This is a genomic window from Pseudomonas gregormendelii, assembly GCF_017114825.1.
In the GTDB taxonomy this organism is placed as follows: Bacteria; Pseudomonadota; Gammaproteobacteria; order Pseudomonadales; family Pseudomonadaceae; genus Aquipseudomonas; species Aquipseudomonas gregormendelii.
Genome location: NZ_JADEVO010000004.1, coordinates 183,274 through 202,906, shown reverse-complemented (window position 1 = coordinate 202,906; position 19,633 = coordinate 183,274). Strand labels below are relative to the sequence as shown.

The window sequence follows — 19,633 nt, the reverse complement described above, 5'->3', positions numbered from 1 at the left end:
AACCCGGCAGATGCCTGAAGCGGCACGTGGCGCCATGAGCATTCTCAATGTGATGTGGTCCGGCGGTGCGCCTTTTGCGTCGATACACAAGGTTCACCAACAGATTCTGTCCCAGGCGGCCTCGACATCACCGGTCAAGACCTGGCTGTTACAGGGCTGCGCAACTGATTGTGGCGTGAACGTGGCTGGCGCCAGGGAGTGGAACCTGTCCTCCGCGCAGTTGAAAGGGCGGCATTTCTGGCGGCTGACCAAGCCCTGGATGCAGGCCGGGTTCAAGAAAGCGCTCCTGGAAAGCCAGGCAGATCTTTTGCTGCTCGACGGCCTGGGCGTTGCCCGCACCTTGTTGCCCCTGCTGAAGAAACTGCCTCACGTGCGTGCCATTGTGATTTTCCACGGGTCCACTCGACTTCGTCCCGAAGACCGGGCGCTGTTCCAGCACTTCAAGCCAACCCAACTGACGCTGGTCGCAGTGTCAGGCACGCTGGCGACCAAGCTGGGCCAGGACCTTCAACTCCCGATCCAGGCGCTGCGCAGTGCATATGACCCTGTTGCCTTTCGCGCCGAGGTGCTCTCGCGAGAGGATGCCCGTGCTCGCCTGGGGCTGCCGCTCGACGAGACGCCGGTGCTGGGTGCGGTCGGTCGACTGGAAGACAAGAAAGGATTTGCGTGCCTGCTCGACGCCTTCGCGGTAGCACTGAAACAGCGCGCAGATCTGCGTCTGGTCATTATCGGCGAGGGCTCGAATCGTGCCGCGCTGCAGGCGCGTATTGATAGCCTGGGGCTCGGCGGCAATGTCTCGTTGCCGGGGCATTTGAACGACGCCGCGCAGCTCTACCGCGCTTTCGACTGGGTTGCGATCCCCTCGTTGAGCGAGGGCCTGGGGCTGATCATGCAGGAGGCCGTGATGGCGGACGTGCCGGTGATGTCCAGCGAACTTCCGGTGTTTCGCGAACAGCTGGATGACAAGGGTGTGTATGTCGCCGCTGCCGACGTCAACGCCTGGAGCGCGGCCATTCTGAGTGCATTCAATGACTGCGCATCAACGATTGCAGCGGGCCAGTACCGCAAGCTGGCACCTGACCAGGCCTGGCTCGACTTCAGCCAAGCGGTCCGCGAACTGTTGTCATGACGCCATGACGGCCTGCTCCAATGCTTGCATTGGAAAGCTGCCGTTCAGGTTCTCGCGTGCAATATAGCGCGCGAAGTGTTGCAGGTTGCGCTTGATCAGGTGCTTCGGCAGTGGGGCACGCACAAAGCGCATGTCTGCGACATCAATCAAACCCATGCGGTTATCTGGCGTCACCACGATGTTGCCCAGGTGCAACGAGCGAAAATAAATTCCCGATTTGTGCAGGCTGCGGATCAATTCTGCGAGCGCCGGCAGGTTCTGCTGCCAGTCAAAGCCGTCTTTTGCCGCAACCTGGCGCAGGGTTTCACCCGGCAATGGCTCATACAGTACGGCGGTCATGCCTGGACCTTGCAGGCAGTAGAACTGCAGCACCTGAAGGGTGGGCACGCCGCGCTTTTGCAGCTCCAGGGTGTTATCGATGAACCGTTTCGAGTACGGGCGAAATATTGCGGAAGAAAATAGTCGCTTGCGCCTGAACAGTTTGAGGATATTCCCATCCTGCAACAGGTAGACTTTCGGACCGTAGCTATCAGCCTCCAATACTCTGGCGCCTTCAATCATTTGATTTAAAGCGTCTTGCGGAAGTCGGGAACATTGCATCGTAGAAAGCCTTGTCGGAATTGCGGAGCACCGTGGCGGGCAATGATGCCGAAAAGTTTCAGTTTTAACCATGCCGGGTGAGGCAGGGTGAACTATCCAAGGAGCAAATCGATGCAGGAAACACGCTGGGCGCAACTATGGATGGCCGCAGGGCTGATCTGGTTTTTACTGGCCATTGCCGTAGCGCCTACCAACAAAGCCTATCAACAGGGCCTGGTCGCTTTGCTCTGGCTCCCGGCCCTGGTGTTCGCCTGGCCTGCGCGGGTTCGACTCAAAGAGCTGTTGTACGAACAGCGCTGGATCTACCTGCCGCTGCTGGGTTTGCTGGTCTGGTCTTTGATCAGCCTGTCGTGGACCAACGTCGAGGAACCCGCTCGCGAGGCCAAGCGCCTGTTGTACATAGTCGTGTTCCTGCTGTTTTTTCCGATATTGGCCAACGGTCGGCCGGAGCGCGTGATTCGCCTCATGCAGTGGGGAGGTTTCGGCCTGGCGCTGACAGCCCTGGCCGCTGTCATAAAATTCTATGGTGTTAATGGCAATGCCTGGGTTGCACGTCTTGAAGGCCTGGGGGAGCTGTCTCACCCGATCCTTGGCGGCTACGTCATCGGGCTCGCGGCCGTGTGGCTCGTGCTTTGGGTGCCTAGCGAGCGCTGGATGCAGGCCCTCTGGGCTGTGGCCTTGGGCTTGCTTGGCGCGTTCGTGGTGATGAGCCAAAGCCGGGGCGCGGCCCTGGCGTTGTTCTTCACGTTGCTCGCAATGCCCATCTGGTGCCGGGACCGGCGCAGCTGCGTCGTCGCAATCGGTGCCCTGGCGGTGGCGCTGCTGGCGTTCTGGTTGCTCGAACCACTGGTGCTGGCCCGCGGTGCCTCCTATCGCCCGGAGATCCTGGTTGCCAGCCTCAACATGATCGCCGAGCATCCATGGCGCGGCCTCGGGCTCGGCGGCGACTACAAGGTGTTCGCCGCAGACATGTATTTCGACCATGCCCATAATCTGTTCAGCCATGTGGCAATCGAGTTGGGTCTGCCAGGCCTGCTGCTGTGGTGTGCAGTCTGGTTTGGCGTGCTGCTTGAGGCCTGGAAAGCCAGGACGTCGCTGTACGGGCAGGGCATTATCGGCATCTGGCTGTTTTCCACCCTGGCCATGCAATTTGATGCGGCCAGCCTGACCGGCACGCCCAGGGCTGAGTGGTTCATCAGCTGGCTACCGATCGGATTGGCCAGTGTTTTGGTATGGGCGCGGGCCAACCCCGGTGCCTGTGATAAAATTTCGCGTTCTTCCTAACAAGTGAGCTCTACGATGAGTGACGCACCGCCCAAAGCGGGACAGGACTCCAGCCTGAAAATCTATCTTCGGCTGTTGGGGTATGTAAAACCCTATGTTGGCCTTTTCCTGCTGAGTATCGTGGGCTTCGTGATCTTTGCTTCCACCCAGCCAATGCTGGCGGGGATCCTCAAATATTTCGTCGACGGCCTGAGCAACCCTGAAGCCGTGCTCTTTCCCAATGTTCCCTATCTCAAGGACCTGCAGTTGCTGATGGCGGTGCCACTGCTGATCATCCTGATCGCGGCTTGGCAGGGCTTGGGCTCGTTCCTGGGTAACTACTACCTGGCGAAGGTTTCGCTGGGGCTGGTGCATGACCTGCGCGTCGAGCTGTTCAACAAGCTGCTGGTATTGCCCAACCGCTACTTCGATACCCATAACTCGGGGCATCTGATTTCGCGCATCACCTTCAACGTGACAATGGTCACCGGCGCCGCCACGGACGCGATCAAGGTCGTGATTCGTGAAGGCCTGACCGTGGTGTTCCTGTTTGCCTATCTGTTGTGGATGAACTGGCAGTTGACGATCGTGATGCTGGCGATTCTGCCGGTGATTGCCTTCATGGTGGGTAACACCAGCAAGAAATTCCGCAAGCAGAGCAAGAAAATCCAGGTGGCGATGGGGGATGTGACCCACGTCGCCTCCGAAACCATCCAGGGTTATCGCGTGGTGCGCAGCTTCGGCGGCGAGAGCTATGAAGAGCGCCGCTTTGCCGAAGCCAGCCAGGGCAACACGGACAAGCAGCTGCGCATGACCAAGACCGGCGCGGTGTATACGCCGATGTTGCAGCTGGTCATCTATACCGCCATGGCCGTGCTGATGTTCCTGGTACTGTTCCTGCGGGGCGACGCTACGGCGGGCGACCTGGTGGCCTACATCACGGCGGCGGGCCTGCTGCCCAAGCCAATCCGTCAATTGTCGGAAGTCAGCTCGACCATCCAGAAAGGCGTGGCCGGTGCCGAAAGCATTTTCGAACAGCTGGACGTTGAGCCTGAGGTTGATAGCGGCACGGTCGAGCGTGATCGCGTCAGCGGTTACCTGGAAGTGCGCAACCTGAGCTTCACCTACCCGGACACCGATCGTGAAGTGTTGAAAAACATCAGCTTCACCGCGGCACCCGGCCAGATGATCGCGCTGGTGGGTCGCTCCGGCAGTGGCAAGTCGACCCTGGCCAGCCTGATCCCTCGTTTCTACCATCACGAGACCGGCGAGATCCTGCTCGATGATGTCGAAATCGAAGACTATCGCCTGCGTAACCTGCGTCGGCACGTGGCACAGGTCACCCAGCATGTGACGCTGTTCAATGACACCATCGCCAACAATATCGCCTACGGCGACCTGGCTGGCGCCCCGCGGGCCGACATCGAGAAGGCCGCCACCGATGCTTATGCGATGGACTTCATTTCCCAGATGCCCGATGGCCTGGATACCCAGGTCGGTGAAAACGGCGTGCTGTTGTCCGGTGGTCAACGCCAGCGCCTGGCAATTGCCCGGGCCCTGTTGAAGAACGCTCCGTTGCTGATCCTGGATGAGGCGACTTCGGCACTCGACACCGAATCCGAGCGCCATATCCAGGCGGCACTGGACCAGGTCATGAAGGGCCGCACCACGCTGGTGATCGCTCACCGCTTGTCGACCATCGAAAAGGCCGACCTCATTCTGGTCATGGACCATGGTGAAATTGTCGAGCGTGGTACCCACGCGCAGTTGCTGGCGCAAAATGGCTACTACTCGCGCCTGCACGCCATGGGGCTCGACGCACCGACGGAAAATATCGCCTGATCCAGGCCCGGGGGCGAAGAACGATGTTTCATTCGGTTGCAGCCGTGGCGCAAGCCCACGGCAACCCTGTGTTAATATCGCGCCCCTGTTCATTTTGTATGTGGGTTGCTCCATGAAGTTGTCCATGCCGCGATTCGATCAAGCCCCTGTCTTGGTGGTCGGCGATGTCATGCTCGACCGTTATTGGCATGGTGGTACCTCACGGATCTCCCCGGAGGCGCCGGTACCAGTCGTCAAGGTCGAGCAAATCGAGGACCGCCCAGGCGGTGCCGCCAACGTTGCGTTGAACATTGCCGCTCTGGGTGCGCCGGCTTCCCTGGTTGGCGTCACCGGCGACGATGAAGCCGCCGACAGCCTCGCCAACAGCCTCAAGGGCGCCGGCGTGCGGGCATTGTTCCAGCGCATCGCGCACCAGCCGACCATCGTCAAGTTGCGGGTCATGAGTCGTCACCAGCAATTGCTGCGTATCGACTTCGAAGAACCTTTCGCTACCGATGCCCTCGCCTTGGGCGAGCAAGTCGACGAATTGCTCGAAGGCATCAAGGTGCTGGTGTTGTCCGACTACGGCAAAGGCGCGCTGAAGAACCATCAGGTGCTGATCCAGGCTGCTCGCGCCCGTGGTATTCCGGTATTGGCCGATCCCAAGGGCAAGGATTTCTCCATCTATCGTGGTGCAAGCCTGATCACGCCGAACCTCAGCGAGTTCGAAACCATCGTCGGTAAATGCAGCGATGAGCACGAGCTGGTGACCAAGGGCGCGACCCTGATGCAGGAGCTCGACCTCGGCGCCTTGCTGGTGACTCGCGGTGAGCACGGCATGACCTTGTTGCGCCCCGGTCATCCCGCGCTGCACCTTCCCGCGCGGGCGCGTGAAGTGTTCGACGTCACGGGTGCCGGTGATACGGTGATTTCGACCCTGGCAGCAGCGATTGCTGCCGGTGAAGAATTGCCCCATGCAGTGGCCCTGGCCAACCTGGCTGCGGGTATCGTGGTCGGCAAGCTGGGTACTGCTGCCATCAGTGCACCGGAACTGCGGCGCGCCATTCAGCGCGAAGAAGGCTCCGAGCGCGGTGTGCTGGGGCTCGAGCAACTGCTGCTGGCGGTTGACGATGCCCGTGCGCACAAAGAGAAGATCGTGTTCACCAACGGCTGCTTCGACATATTGCATGCCGGTCACGTGACTTACCTCGAGCAGGCGCGGGCCCAAGGCGATCGTCTGATCGTTGCAGTCAACGACGATGCGTCAGTGAGCCGACTGAAAGGTCCTGGGCGTCCGATCAACAGTGTTGACCGGCGCATGGCCGTCCTGGCCGGCCTGGGCGCTGTGGACTGGGTTATCAGCTTCTCGGAGGGGACCCCGGAAAACCTGCTGCGCGAAGTCAAGCCCGACGTTCTGGTCAAGGGTGGCGATTACGGCATTGAGCAGGTGGTGGGTGCTGACATCGTGGCAGCCTACGGCGGCACGGTGAAGGTCCTGGGGCTGGTGGAAAACAGCTCGACTACGGCGATTGTGGAGAAGATCCGCAAGTCGTAAGAGCTGGCCTGCGATCGTTGAAGATTTCTTTGATCGCAACGTGAAAAGATCGCAGCCAGCGGCAGCTCCTGCCCTGTAGGCGCTGCGATCTTTTGGTTCAGGAACTGAGCTTCTTGCGTGGCACGATTCTCTTCAGCAATTGCTTGGCCTTGCCCCGCAACCGCGCTAAACCCGAGTCCTTCCCCGGGAGGCTCAGTCCCTGCTGCTTCACCCAATCCTTCCACTTGATCCGCTCATCGCGCACCAGCCAGCCTTCCTGCTGGGCAAAACTCTCTGCCAGGTACAACCCGCGAGTGCTCGCCGGATACAGGTGGTCTTTCTTCAAGGTGTAGAGCTCAGCCATCGGCTGGCCGTCCTGCAAAGGCATCAGGTACAGATCGGGCCGCTTGCGATCGAGCCTGGCCACCAGTTGGTCGCCTTCCAGGCGTTCGTCGACATGAAACAGGCTGAGCGACTTGGCTTCCTTGGGGACCTCGAGGCGCAAGTCGTAGATCAGCTGCAACGAGGCGGTGGGCAGGTGCACGTAAGCGCGTGGACGTTCGATCAGTTGCATGTTCGCGCAGCGCACCGGTCGAGCCGACCCCGACAGGGGCGTCAATCGAAACGGCAAGGCTTCCCGATAATGCAGGGCGGACGAGTAGGGCGCAGGCAGCCAGGTGTCATTGAAGCGTCCGCCAAGCCAGCCTTCGGGCGTTTCCAGCAGGCATTCTTCGGCGATTTCCTGAATGGCCGTGTGCAGCGGCAGGTTGAGCTCGTGGGCCGGCACATAACCGGAGATCAGCTTGAGCACCACGTCGCCGCGATCCTGTCGGCGCTGGCGCACCAAGACCCAGTAATCGCGGTTCTGCCAGTGCAATGTAAGGCGCACCGAAACCCCGAGATTGGCCAGCTCCACGGCGAAGCGCTCTGCATCGGCCACGGCCACGGGGCGGCGACGCTGCAGGGTTTGCGAGAAATTGAGCGGCATTCCGACGCTCTGGTAACTCAGGCCTTCGGGAGTCGCTTCGACGAATAACGGCAGGGTCTTGAAGTTGCTGGGGTTCTTTCTTATGAGCGTACGCGGCATGTCGGCTCCTGCTTAAGGCCGCGTCGGCGGCGTCAGTTTCTACGAAGGACCTTGGCAACGGTCGCGACATTGTGGGCGAGGTGCAGCGGATTGATGGTCCCGACAATAGCACTGGCAACGCCCGGATGTTCAAACAACAACTCGAAGCTGGCGCGCACCGGATCGACGCCAGGGCTCAGGCACACATGGCCGCTGGCCAGGGCTTTCTTGACGAGAATGGCTTTGCCGTGAGCAGCAGCATAGTCAATGACGGCTTTTTCATTCAATTCGTTCAGATTGTAGGTGACCATCGCGCAATCACCCTGTTCCAGAGCCTTCAAGCCACCTTCGACGGTTTTTCCGGAGAAGCCGAATCCGCGGATCTTGCCCTCTTGCTTGAGTTCGGCGAGGGTTGCGTAGACCTCGCTGTCGTTGAGAATCGCCAGGTCATTGCCGTCGGAGTGCACCAGCACCAGGTCGATAAAATCAGTTTCCAGACGTTTCAGGCTGCGTTCCACTGACAACCGGGTGTGGGCGGCGCTGAAGTCGTGACTGGACTGGCCATTGGCAAACTCTTCGCCCACCTTGCTGACGATCACCCACTCCTGGCGCTGGTCACGCAGCAACGGGCCGAGGCGCTCTTCGCTGTGGCCATACGCCGGGGCGGTGTCGATCAGGTTGATCCCCATATCCCGTGCGAGCTTGAGCAACATGCGCGCTTCATCATCGCCCGGAATCTGGAAACCGTTCGGGTACTTGACGCCCTGGTCGCGGCCCAGTTTCACGGTGCCCAGGCCAAGTGGCGAAACCATCAGGCCTGTGCTGCCCAGCGGGCGGTGCAGTTCGTGCAGGGTTGGTTGGCTCATGGTAGCAGTTGCTCCCAGGCAGGAATGCCCATGGGTGGTTTCGGTAGTTCAGGCAACGTAGCGTTGTGGCTGGGCTGGATGCCATCGCGTTGTAGAGAGGCGATGACCCGGTCAGCGAAGTCCGGCGCCAGTGCCAGCTTGGTCGGCCAACCGACCAGCAGCCGGCCCTGTTCAGCCAGGAAGGCATTGTCCGGGCGTGTCAGGCCGGACTGCAAAGGCTCTGCACGATCCACTCGCAAAGTGGCCCACCGGGCGGTACTGAGGTCGATCCAGGGCAGGAGCTGGCCGAGTTCTTTCTGCGCGGTGGCAATCTGCTCGGCCGGCTCGCGGGCGACGCCTTCGGCTTCGGCAATATCGCCACCCAGGTACCAGACCCACTGGCCATCGGCCGCCGGGTGCGTGGTGACAGTGATGCGCGGCTTGGTCCCGCCACCCAGGCAGTGGGCGTACAACGGCTTCAGGCCGGGGCCCTTGGCGATGATCATGTGCAGCGGTCGACGTTGCATGGCCGGCTGGCTCAACCCCAGTGCTTCGAGCAGCGCTGCGGTACCCGCCCCGGCGCTGAGAACGATGCGTTGCGCCCGAATATCGCGCCCGTCGACTCTAAGGCCGACCAGCAGGCCAGCCTCCAGAAACGGTTCGATCTCATGCCCGGCCAGCAGGCCGTCGCCCGCGAGGTCGGCCAAGCGCTGGATCAGGCTCGGTACATCGATCACCAGCTCGGCCAGGCGATAGACCTTGCCCTTGAAACGCTTGTCTTGCAGGGCAGGTGGCAGTTGCTCGCCCTTGACCTGGTCGACCCGGCCCCGCACGGCTTTGCTGGCGAAGAAACTGGTGAGGTTGCCAGCGATGGTGCCGGGGGACCAGAGATAGTGGGCTTCGGACAGCAGGCGTACGCCGCTCAGATCCAGTTCGCCGTCGCCGGCCAGCGCTTCACGCCAGCGTCGTGGCATATCGGCGATGGCTTCCGAGGCGCCGGTCAGTGCACCGTGCAGCGCATACTTGGCGCCGCCGTGGATGATGCCTTGGGACTTCAGGCTCTGCCCGCCACCGAGGGTGGCGCTTTCCACCAGCACGGTCGAAAAACCCTGGCGGCGCAGGCGCGCGTTCAGCCAGAGGCCGGCGACACCAGCGCCGACAATCAAAACGTCGGTGGAAATAACGGATGGCATGCAGCGACCTCAGTGTTCAAGACGAGGGCGCAGTATACAGACTCAAACATTGCAGCGGCCGACAGACCCGAGGGAGTGAGCCTGCTCGCGATAGCGGTTTACCTGGCAACCGACGCGTCGATTGGCGCACCGCTATCGCGAGCAGGCTCACTCCCACACTAGACAGCATTGCAGGCGTTAGTGGCCTGCAGTTTTGGAGAACAACTGGATAACCACCACCCCCAGCACAATCAGCGCCATGCCCAGCATCGCCGGCACATCCAGCTTCTGCCCATAGATAAACAGCGCGGCGACACTGACCAGCACGATGCCCAGGCCGGCCCATACCGCATAAGCCACGCCTACCGGTACGCTGCGCACCACCAGCGTCAGCATCCAGAAGGCGATGCCGTAGCCAACGATCACCAGCACCAACGGCAGGGGCGTGCTGAAACCTTTGACGGCTTTCATTGAAACGGTCGCGATCACTTCGGCGCAGATGGCAATGGCCAGGTAGTAGTAAGCGGTCATGGGTGCATCCTCAAGTGATGTGTTGCTTTATCAAGCCTGCATTTTAGAGATTCGCCAGATGCGGTAAAGTCATTACCTATCTGTTACGGAGATGGGTTGCACATGAGCATGCAATGGAGTCTGGAACAGCTTCGTCTGTTTGTCAGCGTAGCGGAACAACGCTCGTTCTCGGCGGTGGCGCGCGCTCAGCGCAAGGCCCAGTCGGCCGTGAGCAGTTCGATTGCGCTGTTGGAAGAAGACCTCGGCGTCAGCCTGTTTGATCGCAGTAGCGGGCGCCAGCCGAAATTGACTGAAGCCGGCGATGCCTTGCTCGAAGAAGCAAGGGAAGTCCTGCGTCAGTGCGAGCGTTTGAACGGCCGGGCATTGGCGATGATGCGCGGGCAGGAAGCCCGTCTGCGGGTGGCCCAGGACGAGGCCATGCCCTACCAGGCAGTTGTGGATAGCTTTGAAGCCCTGGCGCAACAATTTCCCAGCCTTGAGGTGCAACTGACCAGTGCTGCCCAGGGCGATGTGGCGCGTAAATTGGTGGAGCGCCGGGCCGACCTCGGCCTGCTGTTTTATCACGACCAGATTCCCGAATCCCTTGAGCGCCGGGTATTGGGCAGCGTCGAAATGGTGACAGTGTGTGGCACCGGCCACCCCTTGGCCGGCAAAAACGAAGTTGATTGCCAGCAGTTGGCGCAGCATCGCCAGTTACTCATGTCCACTCAATCCAGTGTCTACCCCGGTAGCGAACCCGCCAGTCCGCAGGTCTGGCGGGCCGACAGTTTCTACGTAATGGCCGAATGGCTGGTACGTGGCCTCGGCTGGGCCTGGTTGCCCCGGCACGTGGTGCAGTACCCTGCTTATCAGGGGCAGATGGTCGAACTGGTCAGCGAATGGACGCCTCCGGCCCTTGTCGTGGAGCTGGTGTGGCGTCGCGACGAGCCACTGGGCCCGGCCGCGCGCTGGCTGGCGGAACGTTTTGCCGTGCACTTGCGGGCGATCGGCGACAAAAGCCGATAAACTCCGCCGCCATGAATAGAACTCTCTACACCGCGCTGTTTTACCTGGGGCTGCCATTGGTAGCGATTCGGCTTTGGCTGCGGGCGCGCAAGGCGCCGGCGTATGCCAAACGCATCGGCGAGCGATTTTCCTATGGCCTGCCGGTGTTGCAGCCCGGCGGAATCTGGGTACACGCGGTGTCAGTTGGCGAGAGCATCGCGGCGGCGCCAATGATCCGCGCTCTGTTGCAACGTTATCCACAGTTGCCGATCACCGTGACCTGCATGACCCCGACCGGATCCGAGCGCATTCGGGCCCTGTTCGCCAATGAACCGCGAATTCAACACTGCTACCTGCCCTATGACCTGCCCTGTGCGGCAAAGCGATTCCTGGATCGCGTGCGGCCGAAACTGGCAGTGATCATGGAAACCGAGCTTTGGCCCAACCATATCCACCAGTGTGCAAAACGGGGTATTCCCGTGGCGCTGGCCAATGCCCGACTGTCCGAGCGCTCGGCCAGGGGTTACGGCCGTTTGCCCAAACTGACCCAGCCGATGCTCGCCGAAATGAGCCTGTTTGCAGTGCAGACCGAGGCCGAGGCCTCGCGCTTTCGCGACCTGGGTGCGCGCCCGGAAACCGTCGAAGTCACCGGCTCGATCAAATTCGATCTGACCATCGACCCGCAGCTGCTGCAGCGTGCCACCGAGTTACGCGGCCAATGGCAAGCACAGGAGCGTCCGGTGTGGATTGCCGCCAGTACCCATGAAGGCGAAGACGAGGTGGTGCTGGCGGCTCACCGTCAGTTGCTCGCCAATCATCCCGATGCGCTGCTGATCCTGGTACCGCGCCATCCGGAGCGGTTCAATTCGGTGTTCGAGCTGTGCGCCCGGCAGGACTTCGCCACGGTTCGACGCTCCACCGGCGAAACTGTCAGCGCCGGTACTTCAGTACTGCTGGGCGACACCATGGGCGAATTGCTGTTCCTTTACGCCCTGGCTGATACCGCATTCGTCGGTGGCAGCCTTGTACCGAACGGCGGGCACAACCTGCTGGAGCCGGCAGCACTGGCCAAGCCGGTACTGAGCGGCCCGCACTTGTTCAACTTCCTCGAGATAGCCGCGCAACTGCGCAATGCCGGCGCGCTGCAGGAGGTGGAAGATGCCGAAGGGTTGGCGGTAGAGGTGCGACGATTGTTCGAATTGCCCCGGGACGCACAGCGCATGGCCCAGGCCGGATTGAACGTGATGCGCGCCAATCAGGGCGCGTTGCAACGATTGCTGGATGGGTTGGGGCGGTTGATCGACCGTTAGACTGCGTCGCCTGAAATAAAAGATCGCCCGAACGCGGCCCGAGCCTTCGGACGATCTTTTGCTTTTACGGCCGGGCGTTCAATTGCTCAGCCGCAGCCTTGGCCAAATCCGGCGGCAGGAAGTCCTTGTCGGGGTTGTAGTCGGGCTTGAGGTAGCGCTTGAGGTCTTCCAGGTCGCCCGGGTTCAACGTGCCCGCTGCCTGTTTCAGGCGCAGGTTGTCGAGGATGTAGTCGTACCGGGTGTTGTTGTAGTTGCGCACCGAGGTGTACAGCTGGCGCTGGGCATCGAGCACGTCGACGATGTTGCGCGTTCCAACCTGATAGCCGATTTCAGTTGCTTCCACCGCGCTCTGGTTGGAAATGATCGACTGCTTGCGCGCCTGCACCTGCTCGACGTCGGTATTCACCGCACGGTGCAGATTGCGCGTGTTCTCCACGACTTGCCGGCGCAGGCCTTCACGCTGTTGTTCGGTCTGGTCCAGGCGCGAGTAGGACTCCCTGACCTGGGAACTGGTCAGCCCGCCGCTGTAGATCGGGATGTTCAACTGCAGGGCCAGGGTGCGTTGTTCGACCGGCCCGCCATAGGCCTGGTTGAAAGCATTCGGATTACTGAAGCCAAAAGCGTCGTTGTCACCTTTTTCATACTTCGCCACCGCATCCACCGTCGGAGCGTGGCCGGCCTTGCGCTGTTTGAGCGTTTCTTCAGCCGCGCTGACCGCGTAGTTGCTGGCCAGCAGATTGAGGTTCTGCCGGGCGGCCGTGTCGACCCAGGACTTCGCGTCATTCGGTGCCGGCGGGAGGATGGGCAGGGTATGGACGATGCCCTGGATCGAGTTGTACTGACGGTTGGTCAGGGTGATCAGCGCTTCGAACGCATCATCCACCTGGCGCTGCGCAACGATGCGGTTGGCCCGTGCAGTGTCGTAGCTGGCTTGCGATTGCAGCACGTCGGTCTTGTCCGAGAGGCCGACATCGAAGCGTTCGTTGGACTGGTCCAGCTGGCGTTTGAATGCCGCTTCCTCAGCCTTGGTCGAGGCCAGGTTGTCCTGGCTGCGCAGCACATTGAAATAGTTTTCGGCGGTCTGCAGGATCAGGTTCTGCTCTGTCGCGGACAGTTGCAGCGCCGCCTGTTCGTTGACGTCCTTGGCCGCCTGGTACTGGAACCAGCGATCGGCGCGGAACAGTGGCTGGGCCAGTGTCGCCTGGTAGGAGTTGGCGCTGCGGGAGGCCACGGCGGACGGCTGATTGATGTCGGTGCGCACATTGGCGACCTGGGCTCCGCCGGACAGATTCGGCAACAACCCGGCCCGTGCCTGGGGCACTACCTCTTTCTGCGCGCCATATTGGGCGCGAGCAGCAGCCAGGTCGGCGTTGTTATCCACGGCTTCCTGATAGACGCTCACCAGGTCAGTCCTGGTCGATAAGGGCGCTTCCGCTGCCCAGGCCATTCCATTCGAAGCACAAGACACGGCAAGGGCCAGTGAAAGTTTGCGCAGCATGCGGCCATCCCTAAAAATTACGCTGATAATTTGCGCCAAGGTACGGCGCGATGTTGTAGATCGTCAACGCACAACGTCATGACGCGATGCGGCGTAGCGAGTGTAGTTGCGCACACGTTCGGCAACAATCCTGTAATTACGCCATTCATCAAGGTGTTTACTGCGGGGTTGGCGTTCCGTGTCAGTTGTGTCTAGACTGGCCGGGTTCTTGTCGGGGTGCCTTGCTATGAGGCTGAGATCGAATAATTTCGGATCCCGTTGAACCTGATCAGGTTAGCGCCTGCGTAGGGAACAAGATTTCTCGTCACCCGGCGAGTCCTCTTGTGCTTCGTCCGGGATGTTGTTCGACAATCGAACACCCCTCGAGCACTGAGCACAGCACCAGCAGCAGTGTCATCGCTGATTGGTCGCGTCCATTCGTTACAGGTTCGCTCCGACAAAAATCCACTGCCTGGATGCTGTCTGGAGAGCCCGTGATGACGATAAAACTAAAAAATACGACGAACCTGAGTGATTCGGCCCAAGTCGATCAACAGTCGGTTCAGCCCTTTACCCGCTCGCAAAAAGTCTACGTCCAGGGTTCTCGCCCGGACATCCTCGTGCCGATGCGTGAAATCAGCCTAGACGTGACCCCGACCGATTTCGGCGGTGAGATCAACGCGCCTGTCGTTGTATACGACACCTCGGGCCCGTACACCGACCCCAACGTCATCATCGACGTGCGCAAAGGCCTGGGCGATGTGCGTTCGCCGTGGATCGAAGCCCGTGGCGACACCGAGCGCCTGAGCGGCCTGAGCTCCAATTTCGGCCAGGAACGCCTGGCCGATGCCGAACTGACCAAGCTGCGCTTCGCCCACGTGAACAACCCGCGCCGCGCCAAGGCCGGGGCCAACGTCAGCCAGATGCACTACGCGCGCAAAGGCATCATCACCGCCGAGATGGAATACGTTGCCATCCGCGAGAACATGAAGCTCGAAGTGGCCCGTGCCGCCGGCCTGCTGGACCAGCAACACGCCGGCCACAGCTTCGGCGCCAGCGTGCCGAAGATCATCACCCCTGAATTCGTCCGTGACGAGATCGCCCGTGGCCGCGCGATCATTCCGGCCAACATCAACCACACCGAACTGGAACCGATGATCATCGGCCGTAACTTCCTGGTGAAGATCAACGGCAACATCGGCAACAGCGCCCTGGGTTCGTCCATCGAAGAAGAAGTGGCGAAACTGACCTGGGGCATTCGCTGGGGTTCGGACACGGTCATGGACCTGTCCACCGGCAAGCACATTCACGAAACCCGTGAGTGGATCATCCGCAACTCGCCAGTGCCGATCGGTACAGTGCCGATTTATCAGGCCCTGGAAAAAGTCGGAGGTGCGGCCGAGGACCTGACCTGGGAGCTGTTCCGCGACACCCTGATCGAACAGGCCGAGCAGGGCGTGGACTACTTCACCATCCACGCCGGTGTGCTGCTGCGCTACGTGCCGCTGACCGCCAAGCGCTTGACGGGCATCGTTTCCCGTGGCGGTTCGATCATGGCCAAGTGGTGCCTGGCGCATCACAAGGAAAACTTCCTCTACACGCATTTCGAAGACATCTGCGAAATCATGAAGGCCTACGACGTCAGCTTCTCGCTGGGTGACGGCCTGCGCCCAGGTTCGATTGCCGACGCCAACGACGCCGCGCAGTTCGGCGAACTGGAAACCCTTGGCGAGCTGACCAAAATTGCCTGGAAGCACGACGTGCAGTGCATGATCGAAGGCCCGGGCCATGTGCCGATGCAGCTGATCAAGGAGAACATGGACAAGCAGCTCGAGTGCTGCGACGAGGCGCCGTTCTACACCCTCGGCCCGCTGACCACCGACATTGCGCCAGGCTACGATCACATCACTTCCGGTATCGGTGCGGCGATGATCGGCTGGTTCGGTTGCGCCATGCTTTGCTACGTGACGCCCAAGGAGCACCTGGGCCTGCCGAACAAGGATGACGTGAAAACCGGGATCATCACTTACAAGATCGCCGCGCATGCTGCCGATCTCGCGAAAGGCCATCCGGGTGCACAGATTCGCGACAATGCCCTGAGCAAGGCGCGTTTTGAATTCCGTTGGGAAGACCAGTTTAACCTGGGCCTTGACCCGGACACCGCCCGTTCGTATCACGATGAGACGTTGCCGAAGGATTCGGCCAAGGTCGCGCATTTCTGCTCCATGTGCGGACCGAAATTCTGCTCGATGAAGATCACTCAGGAAGTCCGTGAATATGCGGCCAACCAGAGGATCGAAACCATTGATGCCGAAGTGGCCCAGGGACTGGCGGAGCAGGCTGAGCGGTTCAGGCAGGAAGGCAGTCAGCTGTACAAGAAGGTTTGATCTGACCTGAAAAGGTGGGGCCTGCACAGGCCCCATCGCCAGCAGGCTGGCTCCCACATTGGATCTGTAGCGTTCACAAGTCCCCTGTGGGAGCCAGCCTGCTGGCGATAGCGATCAATACAACAACAAATGTCCCTCTGAGATAACACCCGTGAGCATTCAACCCAGCACTTACTCCCCCGACATTGCGGTGCCCGCTGAAAAGCGTGTCTTCGGTGGTCGCGATCTGTTTTCCCTATGGTTCTCCCTCGGCATCGGCCTGATGGTGCTGCAGACCGGCGCTTTGCTCGCGCCTGGCCTCGGCCTGTCCGGTTCACTGCTGGCAATCTTCCTCGGCACCTTGGTCGGCGTCCTGCTGCTGGCGGCCGTCGGCGTGATCGGCAGCGACACCGGCCTGTCGTCGATGGCCGCACTCAAGCTGAGCCTCGGCATCAAGGGCGCAAGCCTGCCGGCGGTGCTGAACCTGCTGCAACTGATCGGTTGGGGTTCGTTCGAAATCATCGTCATGCGCGACGCCGCCAGTCTGCTGGGCGCACGTGCCTTCAGCGAAGGCAGTCTGCTGTCGAGCCCACTGCTATGGACCCTGTTCTTCGGTGGCCTGGCCACTTTGCTGGCGGTCAGCGGGCCCCTGACGTTCGTGCGCCAGATCCTGCGCAAGTGGGGTATCTGGCTATTGCTGGCCGCGTGCATCTGGCTGACCTGGAACCTGTTCGCCAAAGCCGACCTGGCCGCACTGTGGGCGCAGGCGGGCGACGGTTCGATGCCGTTCGCCGTGGGCTTCGACATCGCCATTGCGATGCCATTGTCCTGGCTGCCGCTGATCGCCGACTACTCGCGATTCGGCAAGCGTGCGAAAAACGTCTTCGGCGGAACCGCGCTGGGCTTTTTTATCGGTAACTTCTGGCTGATGAGCCTTGGCGTGGCCTACACCCTGGCGTTCGCCCCGAGTGGTGAAGTCAATGCCCTGCTGTTGGCACTGGCTGGCGCCGGCCTGGGGATTCCGCTGCTGCTGATCCTGCTGGACGAGTCAGAGAACGCCTTTGCCGACATTCACTCGGCGGCAGTGTCCAGCGCGGTGCTGGTGCGCTTCAAAGTCGAGTACCTGGCGTTGGCCATCGGCCTGGTCTGCACGCTGATCGCCTTGCTGGCGCCTTTGGCGCAGTACCAGAACTTCCTGCTGTTGATCGGCTCGGTGTTTGCGCCGCTGTTCGGCGTGGTGCTGGTGGATCACTTCATCCTGCGCAAGCGCAGTGCCCGAGTCGCATCAGCCGCATTGCGCTGGCCGGCGTTGCTCGCCTGGTTGGGCGGGGTGAGCACTTATCATTTGCTGGCCAATCTGTACCCGGACATCGGCGCAACCCTGCCGTCACTGATTCTGGCAGGGCTGCTGCAGCTTATGCTGGGAGCTGCCTTCAGTTACGGCCGGGAAACAGCTCGGGTCTGAGAATGCCGTTCAGGCGTGGGTAGGGGATCTTCAGTTCGACATGGCCCAGCGCGTAGGGGGCGATGGTGCTGGTTTCGTACTTGAGGATCACCCCGCCATAGGTCAGCGCCACGTTCTGGGTCTTCTGGAAGGGCCAGCTCTTCACGAACTCCGCCTCCTGATCGAGCTTGGTGCTGATCAGCCAGCTGTTGTGGGCCACCTGCGCGGCTTTCCAGAATGCGTCTTCCTGGCCTGGCAGCAACATGTCAGACAACGTCAGCACCTTGTGTTGCTGGCGGGAATAGTTGATGAAGCTGCGGCCCGGCGTGCCATGGGCGCCGCCAGTGTCCAGGTAACTGGAAAACTCGATGATCACCAAGCCGTCATGCTGCTCCCGTACCTTGGCCTGCAAGTAGCTGCTGTAGCGCGGGCCGGCGGTGCGCAAAAACTCATCGCGATAGGCCGCCAGCGTCGGCGCCACCGGGGCGTCGGGCGAGGTGCGGGTCATTTGCAGCAAGCGCTTTTCGATGATGCCGTCGAGCGCAGGCTCGGCAGGGAAGCGCAGGGTGTCGATATTGACCAGCGGGCAATCAGGCGTCGTGCAGCCCGGCTTCAGCTGTTCGGAGGCGTCACGGGTGGTTTCCAGCGGCGTCCGGTAGTTGGGCTGGAACAGACTCTGGCAAGCGGCCAGGGTCAACGCGATTGCGGCCACGGAGGCGATTTTGAAAAGCGACATGGGCGTCCTTCATGAAACAGGGAAAGGCGAAAGTTACCCGCTTCGACTGCCAGCGCGGTAATCAGTTCGCCACTAAGCTAATTAGAGTTGGTTTCGCCCTCACCGTCTATCCCGCTGTCTGGAAAGGGGCTGCATCAAAGGTCGCGGGCGCGTTAGGATGGCGCGAAGTCGAGGCTGGAGCCTCGGAGCAACTACGAGGATTGTCATGACTGATTTTGCCAACGCCATTCCGACCGCCGTTGAGATCGTTCGGCGCGAAAAGTGCTACGAGGGCTTTTACAAGCTTGATCGTGTGCACCTGCGCCACGAATTGTTCGCCGGCGGCATGAGTCGCGAAATCAATCGAGAACTGTTCGTTCGCCATGACGCCGTCTGCGTCCTGCCGTACGACCCGCAGCGTGACGAAGTGGTACTGATCGAGCAGTTTCGCGTCGGCGCCATGGGCAAGACCGACAACCCGTGGCTGATTGAACTGGTCGCCGGTCTGATCGACAAGGATGAAGTGCCGGAAGAAGTTGCTCACCGCGAAGCGCAGGAGGAAGCTGGGCTTGTGTTTGGGGCGCTCTGGCCGATGACCAAGTATTTTCCATCGCCGGGCGGCAGCAATGAGTTTGTGCATTTGTACCTGGGACGTTGCGAGACCACCGGGGCCGGTGGCCTGCATGGGCTGGAAGAAGAAGCAGAAGATATCCGCGTTACGGTCTGGGCGTTCGAAGATGCCCTGCAAGCCGTGCGCGACGGACGAATTGCCAACGCGGCCAGCATCATTGCCTTGCAATGGCTAGCTTTAAACCGCGCTGAAGTGAGGGGGTTATGGTCGTAAACAAGTTGCGCGATCGCTATCGAGTCGACCTTGCGGGGCTGCAAGCTTCCTGTGAGGCCAACTATGCGCGCCTTATGCGACTGTTGCCGGACATGCGCAGCGAGCCGGCGGCGCGACGCATTGCCGTGACTCATGGCGACCAGATGCTCGGCGTACTGGCGCTAGAGGTGCTGCAGGTCTGCCCGTACACCACTACCCTGCAAGTGCGCCAGGAGCACAGCCTGCCATGGCTGCCGGTGCCGCAATTGGAAGTCCAGGTGTATCACGACGCCTGCATGGCTGAAGTCGTCAGTGCCGAACATGCACGACGCTTTCGCGGCATCTATCCTTATCCGAATGCCTCGATGCATCAACCGGATGAAAAAGCCCAGCTGAACATGTTCCTGGGAGAGTGGTTGAGCCATTGCCTGGCGTTGGGGCATGAATACGAAGTCGTTCGTTAGTTGTGAACTGCGTTGTGCGTTCACCACTTTCCTCTTTCGCTTGTCACCCAGCATAATTGCGGCACTCATCAATACCCGTGCTTTCGCCC

17 protein-coding genes and 1 riboswitch are annotated in these 19,633 nt (G+C 60.8%); of the genes, 10 read left to right on the top strand and 7 right to left on the bottom strand.

Annotated elements, in window-relative coordinates; all coding sequences use genetic code 11:
* Nucleotides 1-34 precede the first annotated feature (34 nt).
* Entirely contained in the window at nucleotides 35-1,129 is a 1,095-nt protein-coding gene (locus IMW75_RS05035) for a glycosyltransferase (RefSeq protein ID WP_205892034.1), read from the top strand.
* Here IMW75_RS05035 and IMW75_RS05030 read toward each other — a convergent pair.
* On the bottom strand, nucleotides 1,124-1,729 hold the full coding sequence (locus IMW75_RS05030; protein ID WP_045061879.1) for a lipopolysaccharide kinase InaA family protein: 606 nt from the start codon (nucleotides 1,727-1,729) through the stop codon (nucleotides 1,124-1,126). The two genes, IMW75_RS05035 and IMW75_RS05030, sit on opposite strands and share 6 nt — an antisense overlap.
* Before the next feature lie 111 nt (nucleotides 1,730-1,840).
* Between IMW75_RS05030 and IMW75_RS05025 the strand changes: the two genes are divergently transcribed.
* The 3 genes from IMW75_RS05025 (at nucleotide 1,841) to hldE (ending at nucleotide 6,368) form a co-directional block, all read left to right on the top strand.
* The gene (locus tag IMW75_RS05025; RefSeq protein WP_122841537.1) at nucleotides 1,841-3,013 is read left to right on the top strand and encodes an O-antigen ligase family protein; all 1,173 of its coding nucleotides are present in this window, start codon (nucleotides 1,841-1,843) and stop codon (nucleotides 3,011-3,013) included.
* A 15-nt stretch (nucleotides 3,014-3,028) separates the two neighbouring features.
* Nucleotides 3,029-4,834 carry a lipid A export permease/ATP-binding protein MsbA gene (gene msbA / locus IMW75_RS05020; RefSeq protein ID WP_045061877.1) on the top strand — a complete coding sequence of 602 codons (1,806 nt, stop codon included), beginning with the start codon at nucleotides 3,029-3,031 and terminating at the stop codon, nucleotides 4,832-4,834.
* Between the two features lie 112 nt (nucleotides 4,835-4,946).
* Nucleotides 4,947-6,368 (top strand): bifunctional D-glycero-beta-D-manno-heptose-7-phosphate kinase/D-glycero-beta-D-manno-heptose 1-phosphate adenylyltransferase HldE, encoded by a 1,422-nt coding sequence (gene hldE, locus IMW75_RS05015; RefSeq protein ID WP_045061876.1) that lies wholly within the window; start codon nucleotides 4,947-4,949, stop codon nucleotides 6,366-6,368.
* A gap of 97 nt (nucleotides 6,369-6,465) precedes the next feature.
* On the opposite strand, the gene IMW75_RS05010 is transcribed toward hldE, so the two are convergent.
* The 4 genes from IMW75_RS05010 to IMW75_RS04995 all read right to left on the bottom strand — a co-directional run bounded on the left by IMW75_RS05010 (nucleotide 6,466) and on the right by IMW75_RS04995 (nucleotide 9,961).
* On the bottom strand, nucleotides 6,466-7,434 hold the full coding sequence (locus IMW75_RS05010) for a hypothetical protein (RefSeq protein ID WP_045061875.1): 969 nt from the start codon (nucleotides 7,432-7,434) through the stop codon (nucleotides 6,466-6,468).
* A gap of 32 nt (nucleotides 7,435-7,466) precedes the next feature.
* Nucleotides 7,467-8,279: an aldo/keto reductase gene (locus IMW75_RS05005; RefSeq protein WP_205892024.1), complete on the bottom strand. Its 813-nt coding sequence runs from the start codon at nucleotides 8,277-8,279 to the stop codon at nucleotides 7,467-7,469.
* A complete protein-coding gene (locus tag IMW75_RS05000) occupies nucleotides 8,276-9,451 on the bottom strand; it encodes an NAD(P)/FAD-dependent oxidoreductase (RefSeq protein ID WP_045061873.1) in 1,176 nt (391 codons plus the stop codon). The genes IMW75_RS05005 and IMW75_RS05000 overlap by 4 nt, the downstream gene beginning before the upstream one ends.
* Nucleotides 9,452-9,628: 177 nt before the next feature.
* The gene (locus IMW75_RS04995; RefSeq protein ID WP_045061872.1) at nucleotides 9,629-9,961 is read right to left on the bottom strand and encodes a DMT family transporter; all 333 of its coding nucleotides are present in this window, start codon (nucleotides 9,959-9,961) and stop codon (nucleotides 9,629-9,631) included.
* 102 nt (nucleotides 9,962-10,063) lie between these two features.
* On the opposite strand from IMW75_RS04995, the gene IMW75_RS04990 reads away from it, so the two are divergent.
* Nucleotides 10,064-10,966 carry a LysR family transcriptional regulator gene (locus IMW75_RS04990; RefSeq protein ID WP_205892023.1) on the top strand — a complete coding sequence of 301 codons (903 nt, stop codon included), beginning with the start codon at nucleotides 10,064-10,066 and terminating at the stop codon, nucleotides 10,964-10,966.
* 11 nt (nucleotides 10,967-10,977) lie between these two features.
* Entirely contained in the window at nucleotides 10,978-12,255 is a 1,278-nt protein-coding gene (gene waaA / locus IMW75_RS04985; protein ID WP_045061870.1) for a lipid IV(A) 3-deoxy-D-manno-octulosonic acid transferase, read from the top strand.
* Nucleotides 12,256-12,319: 64 nt separating this feature from the next.
* Here the strand turns inward: waaA and IMW75_RS04980 are convergent, their stop codons facing one another.
* Nucleotides 12,320-13,753 (bottom strand): TolC family outer membrane protein, encoded by a 1,434-nt coding sequence (locus IMW75_RS04980; RefSeq protein ID WP_205892022.1) that lies wholly within the window; start codon nucleotides 13,751-13,753, stop codon nucleotides 12,320-12,322.
* 202 nt (nucleotides 13,754-13,955) lie between these two features.
* Nucleotides 13,956-14,061: riboswitch (TPP riboswitch) on the top strand.
* Nucleotides 14,062-14,229: 168 nt separating this feature from the next.
* On the opposite strand from IMW75_RS04980, the gene thiC reads away from it, so the two are divergent.
* Nucleotides 14,230-16,119, top strand: a complete 1,890-nt coding sequence (gene thiC, locus IMW75_RS04975; protein ID WP_205892021.1) for a phosphomethylpyrimidine synthase ThiC — start codon at nucleotides 14,230-14,232, stop codon at nucleotides 16,117-16,119.
* A gap of 151 nt (nucleotides 16,120-16,270) precedes the next feature.
* A complete protein-coding gene (gene cytX / locus IMW75_RS04970) occupies nucleotides 16,271-17,563 on the top strand; it encodes a putative hydroxymethylpyrimidine transporter CytX (protein WP_205892020.1) in 1,293 nt (430 codons plus the stop codon).
* Here cytX and IMW75_RS04965 read toward each other — a convergent pair.
* Nucleotides 17,532-18,278: an RsiV family protein gene (locus IMW75_RS04965; RefSeq protein ID WP_205892019.1), complete on the bottom strand. Its 747-nt coding sequence runs from the start codon at nucleotides 18,276-18,278 to the stop codon at nucleotides 17,532-17,534. The genes cytX and IMW75_RS04965 overlap by 32 nt on opposite strands.
* A 205-nt stretch (nucleotides 18,279-18,483) precedes the next feature.
* Here IMW75_RS04965 and IMW75_RS04960 point away from each other — a divergent pair, with 205 nt between their 5' ends.
* The gene (locus tag IMW75_RS04960; RefSeq protein WP_045061864.1) at nucleotides 18,484-19,101 is read left to right on the top strand and encodes an NUDIX domain-containing protein; all 618 of its coding nucleotides are present in this window, start codon (nucleotides 18,484-18,486) and stop codon (nucleotides 19,099-19,101) included.
* Complete coding sequence (locus tag IMW75_RS04955) at nucleotides 19,092-19,544, top strand: DUF1249 domain-containing protein (protein WP_045061863.1); 453 nt, start codon at nucleotides 19,092-19,094, stop codon at nucleotides 19,542-19,544. Before IMW75_RS04960 ends, IMW75_RS04955 begins: the two co-directional genes overlap by 10 nt.
* Nucleotides 19,545-19,633: the final 89 nt, after the last annotated feature.

What these genes read in the sequence shown, in the direction of transcription:
- hldE (WP_045061876.1), top strand. Translation starts at nt 4,947, where the DNA reads ATGAAGTTGTCCATGCCGCGATTCGATCAAGCCCCTGTCTTGGTGGTC.
- IMW75_RS05000 (WP_045061873.1), bottom strand. Translation starts at nt 9,451, where the DNA reads ATGCCATCCGTTATTTCCACCGACGTTTTGATTGTCGGCGCTGGTGTC.
- IMW75_RS04995 (WP_045061872.1), bottom strand. Translation starts at nt 9,961, where the DNA reads ATGACCGCTTACTACTACCTGGCCATTGCCATCTGCGCCGAAGTGATC.
- IMW75_RS05025 (WP_122841537.1), top strand. Translation starts at nt 1,841, where the DNA reads ATGCAGGAAACACGCTGGGCGCAACTATGGATGGCCGCAGGGCTGATC.
- IMW75_RS05035 (WP_205892034.1), top strand. Translation starts at nt 35, where the DNA reads ATGAGCATTCTCAATGTGATGTGGTCCGGCGGTGCGCCTTTTGCGTCG.
- IMW75_RS04965 (WP_205892019.1), bottom strand. Translation starts at nt 18,278, where the DNA reads ATGTCGCTTTTCAAAATCGCCTCCGTGGCCGCAATCGCGTTGACCCTG.
- IMW75_RS04955 (WP_045061863.1), top strand. Translation starts at nt 19,092, where the DNA reads ATGGTCGTAAACAAGTTGCGCGATCGCTATCGAGTCGACCTTGCGGGG.
- IMW75_RS04980 (WP_205892022.1), bottom strand. Translation starts at nt 13,753, where the DNA reads ATGCTGCGCAAACTTTCACTGGCCCTTGCCGTGTCTTGTGCTTCGAAT.
- thiC (WP_205892021.1), top strand. Translation starts at nt 14,230, where the DNA reads ATGACGATAAAACTAAAAAATACGACGAACCTGAGTGATTCGGCCCAA.
- IMW75_RS04960 (WP_045061864.1), top strand. Translation starts at nt 18,484, where the DNA reads ATGACTGATTTTGCCAACGCCATTCCGACCGCCGTTGAGATCGTTCGG.
- IMW75_RS05010 (WP_045061875.1), bottom strand. Translation starts at nt 7,434, where the DNA reads ATGCCGCGTACGCTCATAAGAAAGAACCCCAGCAACTTCAAGACCCTG.
- waaA (WP_045061870.1), top strand. Translation starts at nt 10,978, where the DNA reads ATGAATAGAACTCTCTACACCGCGCTGTTTTACCTGGGGCTGCCATTG.
- IMW75_RS05005 (WP_205892024.1), bottom strand. Translation starts at nt 8,279, where the DNA reads ATGAGCCAACCAACCCTGCACGAACTGCACCGCCCGCTGGGCAGCACA.
- msbA (WP_045061877.1), top strand. Translation starts at nt 3,029, where the DNA reads ATGAGTGACGCACCGCCCAAAGCGGGACAGGACTCCAGCCTGAAAATC.
- IMW75_RS04990 (WP_205892023.1), top strand. Translation starts at nt 10,064, where the DNA reads ATGAGCATGCAATGGAGTCTGGAACAGCTTCGTCTGTTTGTCAGCGTA.
- IMW75_RS05030 (WP_045061879.1), bottom strand. Translation starts at nt 1,729, where the DNA reads ATGCAATGTTCCCGACTTCCGCAAGACGCTTTAAATCAAATGATTGAA.